This is a genomic window from Nocardia sp. NPDC047648 (assembly GCF_040642815.1).
GTDB classification, from domain to species: domain Bacteria; phylum Actinomycetota; class Actinomycetes; order Mycobacteriales; family Mycobacteriaceae; genus Nocardia; species Nocardia gamkensis.
In genome coordinates this window covers 275,981-288,330 of the sequence record NZ_JBEYSX010000001.1, presented here as the reverse complement: position 1 = coordinate 288,330, position 12,350 = coordinate 275,981, and the positions used below count along the sequence as shown (strand labels likewise).

Annotated in this window: 8 protein-coding genes and 2 pseudogenes; 9 read left to right on the top strand and 1 reads right to left on the bottom strand. The window is 67.3% G+C overall.

The window, feature by feature from the left end:
* Nucleotides 1–568: 568 nt before the first annotated feature.
* From ABZ803_RS01275 to ABZ803_RS01250, 6 genes and pseudogenes are all read left to right on the top strand, one after another.
* Complete coding sequence (locus ABZ803_RS01275; RefSeq protein WP_357031150.1) at nt 569–1,132, top strand: hypothetical protein; 564 nt, start codon at nt 569–571, stop codon at nt 1,130–1,132.
* A gap of 133 nt (nt 1,133–1,265) precedes the next feature.
* Nucleotides 1,266–2,600, top strand: a complete 1,335-nt coding sequence (locus ABZ803_RS01270; RefSeq protein WP_357031148.1) for a lipase family protein — start codon at nt 1,266–1,268, stop codon at nt 2,598–2,600.
* Between the two features lie 184 nt (nt 2,601–2,784).
* On the top strand, nt 2,785–4,371 hold the full coding sequence (locus ABZ803_RS01265) for a GMC oxidoreductase (RefSeq protein WP_357031145.1): 1,587 nt from the start codon (nt 2,785–2,787) through the stop codon (nt 4,369–4,371).
* Nucleotides 4,372–4,591: 220 nt separating this feature from the next.
* Nucleotides 4,592–5,788: a GDSL-type esterase/lipase family protein gene (locus tag ABZ803_RS01260; protein ID WP_357031142.1), complete on the top strand. Its 1,197-nt coding sequence runs from the start codon at nt 4,592–4,594 to the stop codon at nt 5,786–5,788.
* A gap of 2 nt (nt 5,789–5,790) precedes the next feature.
* Nucleotides 5,791–5,982 (top strand): annotated as a pseudogene (locus tag ABZ803_RS01255) (aldehyde dehydrogenase family protein); the annotation flags it as partial.
* Between the two features lie 100 nt (nt 5,983–6,082).
* Nucleotides 6,083–6,769 carry an MBL fold metallo-hydrolase gene (locus tag ABZ803_RS01250; RefSeq protein ID WP_357031139.1) on the top strand — a complete coding sequence of 229 codons (687 nt, stop codon included), beginning with the start codon at nt 6,083–6,085 and terminating at the stop codon, nt 6,767–6,769.
* Between the two features lie 88 nt (nt 6,770–6,857).
* On the opposite strand, the pseudogene ABZ803_RS01245 reads toward ABZ803_RS01250, so the two are convergent.
* A pseudogene (locus tag ABZ803_RS01245) lies at nt 6,858–7,132 on the bottom strand (DUF2293 domain-containing protein).
* A 1,021-nt stretch (nt 7,133–8,153) separates the two neighbouring features.
* Here ABZ803_RS01245 and ABZ803_RS01240 point away from each other — a divergent pair.
* The 3 genes from ABZ803_RS01240 (at nt 8,154) to ABZ803_RS01230 (ending at nt 12,131) form a co-directional block, all read left to right on the top strand.
* A complete protein-coding gene (locus ABZ803_RS01240) occupies nt 8,154–9,251 on the top strand; it encodes a YihY/virulence factor BrkB family protein (RefSeq protein WP_357031136.1) in 1,098 nt (365 codons plus the stop codon).
* A 223-nt stretch (nt 9,252–9,474) separates the two neighbouring features.
* Nucleotides 9,475–10,647 carry an aminoglycoside phosphotransferase family protein gene (locus tag ABZ803_RS01235; RefSeq protein ID WP_357031133.1) on the top strand — a complete coding sequence of 391 codons (1,173 nt, stop codon included), beginning with the start codon at nt 9,475–9,477 and terminating at the stop codon, nt 10,645–10,647.
* 230 nt (nt 10,648–10,877) lie between these two features.
* Nucleotides 10,878–12,131, top strand: coding sequence for a cytochrome P450 (locus tag ABZ803_RS01230; RefSeq protein WP_357031130.1), 1,254 nt, complete (start codon nt 10,878–10,880; stop codon nt 12,129–12,131).
* Nucleotides 12,132–12,350: the final 219 nt, after the last annotated feature.

Below are 12,350 nucleotides of genomic sequence, written 5' to 3'. Positions count from 1 at the left end.
CCGACCACGCTGACCGTTGCCTGGTGCGCAGAGCCGGTCGGTGCGGCGGGCGGGAGCCGTCATATCGACGGGGGTGATCGCTGGAGACTGCTGAGCCCCCGCCGATCGGGCCGTTGTCCATCCCCACCCATACGGCGGCCCCTCCGCCCCTGTCGCTGTCCCGCGATGACCGACAGCACGGCGAGCCGAGTACACCGAACTCCTCGAGGCAATCCCGGTCGCAAGGAAGGACGCAGGCCACACCGAGGTCTCCGAACTCGCCCGATGCCCTCATTTCTCCCATGGGCAAGTTCCGATCCGCCGAGAGTAACTGTGTTACTGTGCCGTGGTTCACACTGTGATGGACATCATCTTTGCGATCTGGGTCACTCGCGGCGGCAAGTCGCGGTGGTGGAGTTCTGGGGAGTCATTTGATGTATCAGCAACGTCTCGTCGGAAGCGCGAGCGCGAGCGCGGGCCGGTCGGATCGCGGCGGCGGTGGCCGTGGTGGTGGCGGCTGGATGGGAATCGGTAGTCGCGAGGCGGTGGTCGGCTCGCTGTGCGTACCACCCGAGCCGAGGGGGCGGTGATGCGGAGATATCGACTCGACGTGGTCGCGAGCAGCGTTGCCGATGCCGTCGAGCACGCCGGTGGCTGGCTGTTCGATCGTGCGGCGGCGGGCTGGAATGTGACAGTGCTCGTCGCGGACATGTCGGATACCCGCCCGCTGCGCATCCTGGGCGCGAAGGTGGTGCCACTCGAGTCCGCGCTCGCCCCGTCGGGGGAGGGGCGTCGGCCGGACGCGCTGGCTGCCGGTGCGAGTATCTGCGCGAACGATCGCCGCGCGCGCCGGGACTTGCTCGAGGCGTTGGACGACGGCGGTGTGGAAGTGGTCGTGTGGGGTGAGGGGTGGCCGTCCCTGTCCGGACATCGGGTCGATCCGGTCCTGCACCGATTGAGTACCGCCGCGCGAGCGTTCAAAGCGCAGGCGTTGCATGCCGCGACGATCACCGGGGCCGCGGTCGGCGGGATCGAGCTGTTCCGTAGTGGGTTGTCGGCCGTGGCTCCGGTCGGGGCAGACCTCAGCCCGGTCGGCCGCCCGTGTCGACCTATTCGGACCGATTTCTCGCCGACCTTCGGGGGATGGCGATGACGCGATTCCAACTTTCGAGTAACCGTGTTACCGTTCCGTAGGTTGCACGCTGTGACGTAGTTCATGTCAATCGGCTATTGCGACGCAGGACACCCGGCGACGGTGCCGGGTGGAGTTCACGGAGAGTTGATCGATGCAACGACAGCATGGGCGTTCCCGATGGGGTTGGCGCTGGGCCGCTCCGGTGGCGGTGGTGGTGGCCGCGGTGTGCGTCACCGTTGTGACCGTGGTGGGAGTAGACACGCGGGAGGCCGCGGCCGCGCCGGTCGGAGATTTCTACCTTCCGCCCGCGCAGATCCCGTCGGAACGAGGCGCGATCATCAAGACCGCGCCGATGGCGCTGTTCGCGACGCTGCCAACGGACAAGGGGTGGCCGGGCAAGGCGCAGCACGTCATGTACACCTCGCGGTTGCAGGACGGGTCCCCGGTGGCGGTGTCCGGAACGTTCATCGATGCGACGGGACCGTGGCAGGGGCCGGGTCCGCGTCCGACGGTGGTGATCGCTCCTGGTACGTCGGGCCAGGGTGATCGATGTGCGATGTCGGTGGCGTTCTCCACCGGGTTGACGGTATTCGCCGATCCTTCGCCGAGTTTGTCGGCGAATCAGGAACTTCCGGCTTCGGTGGTGTGGAGCGGGCTGGGTGCGCGAGTGCTGGTGACCGATTACATCGGTCTGGGCACGCCGGGAATTCATACCTACGCCAACCGGATCGAGGCCGCGCACGCGGTGCTCGACGGGGTGCGCGCGGCCCATGACCTGGCGGGTGTGGGACCGGAGACCCCGGTGGTGCTGTGGGGTTACTCGCAAGGCGGCGGTGCGACCGCCGCGGCGGCGGAGATGCAACCGGACTACGCACCGGAACTCAACATCAAGGGTACTTGGGCAGGCGGGCCGGTGGCGGACCTGGCGGCGATCCTGGAACGTATCGACGGGGCGTTGATCGGTGGTGCCATCGGGTTCGCGATCAATGGTCTGCTCGCGCGGTACCCGGACTTGAACAAGGCTGTCGATCGGGTGACCACGCCCGCGGGGCGGGCGATGTTGGAGACGCTCAGCGATGAGTGCATCGGCGACATCATCACCCGTCACCCCTTTATGAAGACGAGTTCGCTCACCAATGACGGCCGTTCGCTGAGTGAGCATCTGGCGGCGATTCCCGAGGCCGGCCCCGCCCTGGCCGAGTTGCGGGTCGGTAATCTCACCCCGGCGTCGCCGGTGTTGATCACCAGCGGTTTGAACGACGACACGGTCCCCTACGGTCAAGCGCGTCAGCTGGCCGAGGATTGGTGCGCGAAGGGTGCCACGGTGACTTTCCGCACCAATGATCTGCCGCCGATCCTTCCGGGGGCCACTATCCCGAATCATTTCGGGCCGGAGATGATCGACGGCTTCGGGCCGGACAACGCGATCACCTACCTGCTCGATCGCCTCGCGGACAAACCCGTCACCGGCTGCACTTTCGACTGACCGCCCCTGGCGCCGGGCTCGAATCGGCGCTGACCGAGATCTCCGACCGCCCGAGCCGGCCGCACCCGGCTCGCGGCGGAGATCGCCTTGCCACGCGCACACCACCTGATCCGGCAGTCGGAAGCCCGGCTCGCACGACGCTCAGGACGTGGTTCGACATGTATTCGCCACCGAAGGATCTGTAATGCCAGCAATTTCGCGCCGGTCAGTGTTGACCGGTATCGCCGCGACCGGTGCCGCTGCCTTGGCCGCCCGCACACCCGTGCCTGCCGCCGCACAGGTGAACAACGTCGCGCTGACCCACGAGGAGCACCGCGTAGTGGTGGTCGGCTCCGGTTTCGGTGGCGGAGTCAGTGCCCTGCGCCTGGCTCGAGCGGGTGTCCCCGTGACCGTGCTCGAGCGCGGGATGCGCTGGACCACCGGACCGAATGCCGAAACGTTCCCCCGCGCCTCGTCACCGGACAAGCGATTGCTGTGGTATCGCTCCAGCCCGAATCTGTTCGGGCGGCCGATGGTGTTCGAGCCCTACACCGGCTTGGTCGAAGCGGTGCCTGGAGTCAACATGACCGCCCTGTGCGCGTCGGGCGTCGGTGGCGGTTCCCTCGTCTACCAGGGAATGTCGCTACAGCCCACGCGGGAGGTATTCGACACCCATTTCCCAGCGGAACTGGACTGGGCACTGATGAACAAGGTTCACTATCCGCGAGTGGCCCGGATGCTGGGCTTGGCCGAGGCGCCCGACGAGCTGATCGCCAGCGACAACTACCGGGCCGCACGAGTTTTCGCCGATCGTGTCCAGCGGGCGGGGATGCCATTGTCGAAGATCCCGATGCCCATCGATTGGGATTTCGCGCTGGCCGAGTTGCGCGGGGAGATGAAACCGTCCTACACCAACGGTGACGGCGCGATGGGCGTCAACAACGGCGGCAAGCATTCGGTCGATGTCACCTATATCGCCGCCGCGGAGGCCACCGGTCTGGTGCGGGTGCAAACCCTGCACGAGGTCACCGACGTCGAACGCGCATCCGACGGCCGGTGGATCGTGCATGTGCAGCGCCTGGATACCACCGGCGCGGTGGTCGAGAACAAGGTCCTCACCACCGGCGCGTTGATCTTGGCGGCGGGCAGTCTCAACACCACTCGCCTGCTGGTGCGCGCGGGCGCCAAGGGGCTCATCCGTGATCTGCCGGACGGGTTGGGCCAGGGCTGGGGTTCCAACGCCGACCGTATCTATGTCTGGACCGATCCCTCCGCCGAATTCGGCGCTCCCCAGGGTGGGCCGGTGGTCTACGGCAGTAAGAACTGGGACGATCCGCACGCCGCCCACACGGTGATCCAGGCATCCATTCCGCCTTTGTCGCTGGACCCTCGCAGCACCATGATGGTCGGATACGGCGTCAGCGACGGACGGGGTACGTTCACCTACGATTCCGCACGCGACGACGCGATCCTGCACTGGCCCGCCGACGGTGACAGCTACATCCAGGACAATCACATCGGCCCCGCCGTCCACCGGATCGCCGGACCCGACGGCATGTTGCTCGACACCAATGCCCTGTTCCCCTCGACCTGGCATCCCCTGGGTGGGGCGGGGATGGGCGTGGTCTGCGATCTCGACGGCCGCGTGCACGACCAACCGGGGCTCTACGTCCTCGACGGAGCGTTGATGCCGGGCAACACCGCGGCGTGCAACCCGTCGATGACCATCGCCGCGGTCGCCGAACGCGCCATGGACAATATCGTCGCCCGCGACATCGGCACCCGGATCTGACGCGCGAGCTTCCCTCGACGGAGCGGTGATCATCGTGAAATCTTCTGCAACGGCTCCTGCGACTTCGGTCGGGATCCTCCCCGGCAAGCGACTCCGGCGACGCACCCGCATGTGCGGGGTGGCGCTGGTCGCTGTCCTGCTCGCGGCCGGAGCCGCGGCCGTCGTGGGGGATACCGCGACAGCTCGGGCGCAGCCTCCCGAGTGTCGGGGGGAGCATTTCGTGGCGTCGTGGACGGCCAGCCCCACCGATTCGGTGACTCCCCTCGACGCGGCCGGAGGGCCGATTCCGGTCGCGGTCGACGATCAGAGTTTTCGGATGGTCATCACTCCGCACCTGGGTGGATCGCGACTGCGTGTGCATCTGACCAACCGGTTCGGGCTGACGCCGGTCACATTCGGACGGGTGAGCATCGCCGACCAGGCATCCGGCGCGGCGGTGGCGAACCCGGTGCCGGTGCTGTTCGGCGGGCAGGCAGCGATCACCTTGCCTGCCGGAGCCGATGTCGTCAGCGACCCGGTGTCGTTCGATGTCTCGGCGTTCGCCCCGTTGACGGTCAGCATCTATGTTCCCGATCCGGCGGGGCCGCCGACCAAGCACTGGAACGCCAACGCCACCTCGTTCTACGCGCCCGCCGGTAGCGGTGATCTCACCGGGCGGCCAGGCGCCGACGGATTCGGCTCCACCACCGGTTCCTGGTTGTATGTCACCGCTCTGGACGTTCTCGCACCCTCCGATACCCGTGCGGTGGTGGCGTTCGGTGACTCCATCACCGACGGTTTCGTGGGGGCGACCGCTTTGAGCGTGCCGGTGGATCGCGCGGTCGCCGACACCAACGGGCGCTATCCCGACGTGCTGCAACGCCGACTGGACGCCGCGGGCATTCCGATCTCGGTGGTCAACGCCGGAATCGGCAGCAATCGCGTGCTCACCAGCGGTGAGCCGCTTCTGCTCGGCCCCAGCGGGCTGGCGCGCTTCGAGCGCGACGCGCTCGCTCGGTCCGGTGTCAGCGGGGTTCTCGTCCAAGAAGGCATCAACGATCTCGGCCTGCCGCCGCCCGCCGGAGCCGCCCAGATGATCGCAGGCTACGAGAAACTCATCGCCACCGCACACGGGCACGGCAAGAAGATCTGGCTGGGCACACTGCTTCCCGCCTCCGACGCCCTCGTCGACGGTGTACTTCTGGCACCCCGCAGCGAGACCGACCGGCAGCAGATCAACGCCTGGATACGCACCCAGAACCTCGCCGACGGCATCGTCGACTTCGACGCCGCCCTGCGCGACCCCGCAAACCCGTCCGTGCTGCGAAATGACTACGCCAGCCCGGATCGCCTGCATCCCAGCCTCGCCGGCTACCGTGCGATGGCCGAGACGGTCGACCTGGCTCTACTCGGCAACTCTCCATCACCGGCCTGCTGACGAGCCTCGGCGCCCATCTCGTCGCCCACCCCGGCGTGGACAAGATGTCGTTCACCGGCTCCACCGCCGCGGGACGGCAAGTCGCCGCCGCCTGCGCGCCTGCGCTGCGCCGGGTGAGCCTCGAGCTGGGCGGAAAATCGGCGGCGGTGGTGCTGGACGACGCCGATCCCGGGCAGGTCGCCGACGGGATCAGAGAGCCGCTACCGCGTAACAGATTGTCGACGCCGAGGTGTTGTCTTTCCGCCTGAAGCAGATCGAGCGGGTATCGCGGCTTGCCGCGGGTAGCTTCGCCGTGTGGAAATAGTGCCTGTGTCGCCCCAGCTTTCGGTGCTGCGGTTCCCCGAGGTGAACGACCTCAACGTCTATGTGTGGAACGACGGTGCGGAGGTGACGCTGATCGACTGCGCGCTACCCGGCGCGGCCGAAGAGATCGGAAAAGGTCTCGTTGCGCTGGGCTTCACCACCGACCGAGTACGGCGCGTGATTCTCACCCACGCCCACGACGATCACATCGGGTCGGCGGCCGATCTCGCCGAGTGGGGAGCGGAGATCTGGGTCCATCACGCCGATGCCGACATCGTGCGGGGCGAACGTCCGCAACCGGCGCCTGCGCTGCGCGACTGGGAACGTCCGATCGCCGACGCCCTGGAACTGGGCCCGCCTCCGCGCCCGGCCCCCGTGCACCGCGAATTGCGCGATGGTGAGGTACTCGACTTCGGCGGCGGCGCGGAAGTATTGGCCGTCCCCGGCCACACGGAGGGCAGTGTGGCGTTGCATCTGCCGCGTCACCGCGTGCTGTTCACCGGTGACACACTCGCCAATGTCCGCGGTGTCACCATGGCGGGTGTGTTCAACCTGGACAGCGCCGCCGTCGAGGCGGCCGCCCACCGGCTGACCCGGTTGGATGTCGACGTCGTCTGTGTGGGCCACGGCGACGTGTTGACGGCAGCGGCCCTACAGGCGTGGCGGAGTCGGCGGTAGGCCTGTTGACGCGGTCCACCCGGCTCCTCGGTCGGCATACCGAACGATGGGGCGGCGGTTCCCGCTCCTCGGGTGACGTGGCCGCGTCTCAGCCGCGCCAGGTTTCGAGCACGTGGTCGACGGTGGGGCGGATCCGGGCCCTGGCCTCCCTGCGGGGGATGCCGGTCATGAGGAGGTTGTCGTAGTCGGTGTCGCGTGGCGGATGGAGGCTATGACGGCGAGGGTGAGCGCTTCGGGGGAGAGGAGTTTGGCTGCGGCGGTGCGGCCTACCCTGCCGCTGCCGCGGGCGGCGGCGTGTTCGGCGATCTCGGCGGCACGATCGGTGGGGCAGCCGGGGAACAGCCGTCGGATTTCGTCGGACATGCGGGCGCGGTATTCGACGTCCTGGGCGGCGCGGCGGACGCCGTCGCGCTCGCGGCGGCGGGCGCGGGCATCGTCGTCGGCCAGGCATTGCTGTTCGGCGCGGGTCAGGGCGGCCTCCTCGACGAGGATGCCGAGCCGTTCGTAGCGCTTACGCCGTTGGTTCAAGCGCACCACGACGGCCGCGAGGGGGCTCTCCTTCTTGGCGCGTCGGCTCAGCGCCGCGTTCCCGGCGGGCAGGAACTCCAGATGGTCGAGGTCCGAACACGTCAGGCACAGCGGTCCGGCGGCGGAGGTGATCAGATACGGGCCGGTCTCGGCGCACTCGGTGCAGGTCCACGGCTCAGCGGCCTCGACAACCGTCAGATCCGGGGCGCGGTTCTGGCGTCGGACGACCTGTTCGCGCTGCGCCGGGGTGAGCTTTCCCGACAGCCAGTGCACCCGGAACACCTCGTCTTCTCCGGTGTCGACGAACCGCAGCGCCTCGCGATCGCGCCCGCCCGACAGATACGCCGCTGTACTCGCGGTGAGGTCGCGCTCACGGGCCCATTCGCCCAGCAGTTGCGCCGCATCGTGCATCCGCCGCCCGTCCACCGCCGTGACCTGCTCCAACGACGGCACCTGCCCCTGCCGCCAGCGATCGACATGACTGGATCGCACCCACCCCAGAACGGCGAACACATCGACCGCCGACACGTATTTGCGCTGGGCCAGAGCCGCTTCCGCAGCCTCGGCCACGCGCCGCCGCAGCTTGGACACGGGTTCGAACCCTAGCGCACGCCGCGGGTGAGCTGGGCGCTCGCCCGGTGTGGAATCGCGATGGTGCGCGAGTTTCCTGATCGCGTGGTCGGCGTTGTGCCACGGTGCTGCGCCCCGACCGAACGACCTCGGATCTCCAAGTCACCGGAGGCGACGGGGCCCGGGTGTTTCAGAACTGCTGCTTCGGGCACCACTCGTTCAGCGCGGAAGTGCTGGCACCTGCACGCGCGTGACCGAGAGATGCGTTCGAGCGAGGCGAATCGACATGGCTACAGATCGCGGCAGACCGAACCGGCACGAGGACGAGGCTGTCGACTCGTCGAGTACGCGCAACCGCGTCGAGGCGCGAGGCCGCGCGACGGATACCGGAGCCCGGCCGGATCTGGACCCGAACGAGCCGAGCAGCCCGGCCGAACTGTCGAAACCATCGTTGCTCGCGGTGATCAAACGCGCGGGCAGGGAGTTCCAGCGTGACAATTTGACCGACCTCGCAGCCGCGCTCACCTATTACGCGGTGTTGTCGATCGTGCCGGGCCTCATCGTCCTGGTTTCGCTGCTCGGGCTGCTGGGGCCGAATGCCGCCGAGGAACTCATGAACCAAGCGCAGCAGATCGCGCCGGGATCGAGCGCGGAATTCGTGCACACGCTCATCACCCAAGCCCAGGCCAACAAGCAGGGCGCCGGCCTCGGAGCGATATTCGGTCTCGCCATCGCGCTGTGGTCGGCGTCGGGCTACGTCGCGGCGTTCATGCGCGCCTCGAACGTCGTCTACGGCATCGGGGAGGGGCGCCCGATCTGGAAGACCACGCCTATCCGGCTCGGCGTCACCCTCATCGCGGTGATCCTCCTGGTGATCAGCACCGCCATCGTGGTGGCGAGCGGGCCGGTCGCCCAGCAGATCGGCGATTTCCTCGGACTCGGGAACACCGCGGTGACGCTCTGGAACATCGCCAAATGGCCGGTGCTGTTCGCGCTCCTGTCGGTGCTGCTCGCCATCCTGTTCTGGGCCAGCCCGAACGCCAGGCAGGGCGGGGTGAAATGGATCAGCCCCGGCGGTGTCATCGCGGTCCTCATCTGGCTGATCGTCTCGGCGTTGTTCGCGGTCTACATCGCCAATTTCTCCTCCTACGACAAGACCTACGGGTCGATGGCGGGTGTCGTGATCTTCCTCGTGTGGTTGTGGCTGACCAACATCGCGCTGTTGCTGGGAGCCGAGATCAACGCCGAACTCGACCATGGCAAAGCCATCGCCCAGGGATTGCCGGAGGACATGCAGCCTTTCGCCGAACCGCGCGACACCCGCAAACTCGACGAGGCGGAGAAGGACGCGGCGCAGGCCGCGAGGTCCGCTCGGCGCGATTGATACGCGGCCGTCTCAGGTGACGCGGACGGCTCCTCATCCCACGGGTGAGAAGTGCGGTGGGGTTCATCCGCATGTCAGCCCGGAGCCGTTCTCGCCGACGGGGTTCGGCGATCGCATCGTCGGAAGGGCTTTTCGGGAGGATGGGTTACTGTCCTGCGGGCCCGTGCGCCAGGCATCCGGTCGCCCGGGCGGTCGAGTCGTATTCCGGAATCGAGGCAAGCGAATGAACCACAAGCTCTGGCTGCTCGGACGGTCCGTCACGGTCGGTGCTCACATCATGGGCGAGAAGATCTTCCGGCCGAAGGCCCGGGACATCGACGACGTCCCGGTGTCCGGCGAAACGGTGACACCGCAGTGGCTGACGGCCGTCCTGTGCCGCGATGTCCCCGGGGCCGAGGTGCTCTCGTTCGAAACCTCCGACGGCAGCCGCGGAACGTCCACTCGCGTAGCGATCCGCGTGGAGTACAACGACGCGGGCAAGCAGGCGAATTTGCCGACCGATCTGTTCGCGAAGACGACAACAGCCTTCTCGCAGCGGATTCTGCTCGGCGGCGGGCAGATGATCGACGGTGAAACCCGTTTCTTCAGGGACTTCCGTCCGCAGGTCGATATCGAGGCCCCGTTCGGCTATTGGGGCGCCGCCGACGCCGGGTCGTGGCGTTCGATCGCTCTGATGGAAGACATCGCCTCGACCCGCGGTGCGCGCTTCATCGAGCCGAACGCCCCGATCGCCCGAGACCAGATCGAAGATCTGGTGCGCAATCTCGCTCGGCTGCACCGCGCCTTCTGGATCCACCCTTCGATCACGGACCTCAAAACCACGACCGAAGCCCTCCAGGCATATCTCGCCGCCATCGACATGAAGAAGCGTTGCGAGGTCGGACTGCGGCGGGCCGAGGAAGTGGTGCCCGAGGCGCTGCACGGGCAAGCGGATCGGCTGTGGGCCGGTGTCGAGCGAGCGATCGACAAGGCGACGAACGAGCTGCCCCCGACCCTCCTGCACGGTGACCCGCACATCGGCCAGACCTACCGAACCGATTCCGGGCGAATGGGATTTGTCGACTGGCAGGTGGTGATGCGGGGCGGCTGGGCGCACGACTTCGCCTACACCGTCAACTCGGGATGCGAGCCCGAGGATCGCCGGGCCTGGGACCGTGAACTGCTGGCGGCCTACCTCGACGAACTCGGCCCCCTCGACGGCCGGGCCCCGGCCTTCGACGACGCGTGGCTGGCCTACCGGCAACAATCCATGTTCGCCTACGCGGCGTGGGCGTTCACGATCGGCCGGGCGGTGTACCAACCCGAGATGCAACCGGTGGAGACGTGCCTGACGCTGCTGAAGCGAATCACCACGGCCATAGACGATCACGATTCGCTGGATGCGCTCGGAGTCTGATAGAACTCTGTTCCGCTGCCCAGCGCTGTGTAGCGGCCGGACGGAAGTCCGGCCGCGCGGGACCGAAAAACATTCTGATCAGCACGTTCTCGTGCGCTGACGAGGCTGATGCGTGCGCGCTATACCATCGACCGGTTCCGGCGTAGCCCGGCGACCCGCTCCTCGCTCGAGCGGTGGGCCGGTATATCAGCAATCGTGCAGTGCATACCGACAGTTTGGGAGTTTGCTTCTTGAGTACGCCGCAGTCCGAGGTTCCAGCGTCGTCGTGCCCGGTTGTGCACGGCTCGCCGATCGATGCGGACGACACACGGGTGCCCCTGTATTCGCCCGAGTTCGCGGCCGAGCCGCACCGTGCCTACCGCGAAATGCGCCGACAGTACGGGTCCCTGGCGCCGGTGGAGTTGGCGCCCGGCGTGCCCGCCACCTTGGTGATCGGTTACGGCACCGCGGTGCGAATCCTCAACGATCCCGAGCATTTCCCCGCCGACCCACGCGCTTGGCAGAAGAACATCCCCGCCGACTGCCCCATTCTCCCGCTCCTGGAGTGGCGGCCCATGGCCAGTCGCAGCACCGGGTCCGACTTCACCCGCTACCGGGGGGCGATCACCGCGAGCATCGATGAGGTGGATCTGTACGCCCTCCACGCCGTCGTCGAGGGAGTGGCCGTTCCGCTGATCAACTCCTTCTGCCAGGACGGCAATGCCGACCTGATCCGCCAATATGTGTTCCCCCTCGTATTCGAGGTCGTGAACTATCTGCTGGGCTGCCCGCCTGATATCGGCGGGCAGGTTGCCGCCGGTACCGCTGCCCTGCTCGAGGGGGTCGACGCCGAGAAGGGCAATCAGATGCTCGGGGAGGCGCTGATGAAACTGGTGGCACTCAAACGCGCCGAACCGCAACGTGACATCACCTCGGTCCTGCTCCAGCATTCCGCCCGGCTGGACGACGTGGAGGCGTCTCACCACGTGTCCCAGGTCTACGGAACCGGGATCGAATTCGAGCTGAATCTGATCACCAACACCCTGCTGCTGATCCTCACCGACGAGCGCTTCGGCGACAGCTTCCTCGGCGGCAACCTGTCGTCTCGCGATGCCCTGGACGAGGTCTTGTTCAACGACCCGCCCCTGGCGAACCTGCTGATCACCTATCCCCGGCACCCGATCCTCATCGACGGCGTCTGGCTGCCCGCGCACCAGCCCGTCGTCATCAGCATGGCCGCGTGCAACAACGATCCCGCTATCCGTACCGGCGACCTGACCGGCAATCGCTCCCACCTGGCCTGGGGCCTCGGCCCGCACGCCTGCCCGGCGCGATCCTTGGCCTATCTGATCGCACAAGAGGCGATCGACCAACTTCTCGACGCGCTGCCGGAGATCGAACTGAATCTGCCTGACCGGAAACCGAACTGGCGGCCGGGTCCCTTCCACCGGGCACTGACCGAATTGCCGGTCACCTTCCCGCCCACCGCTCCGCTGAACATCTGACAGCGCCACCATACGGTTGTGCCGATCGAGTTCTCCCGGGGCGGGGGCGGGGGCTCGACCGGGCGCGGGTCGTCGTGGGGCGCCGGTGGCAGTGTGGCATTGCGCAGGCTGCGAAGCCGGCTCAGACCGACCGCCGTGGCCGGAGGGCAGATTCATGACTTTACGTAGATATGCGCATCTATATATCGGTGCGTTCGCCACCCCGATCGACTCCCATGG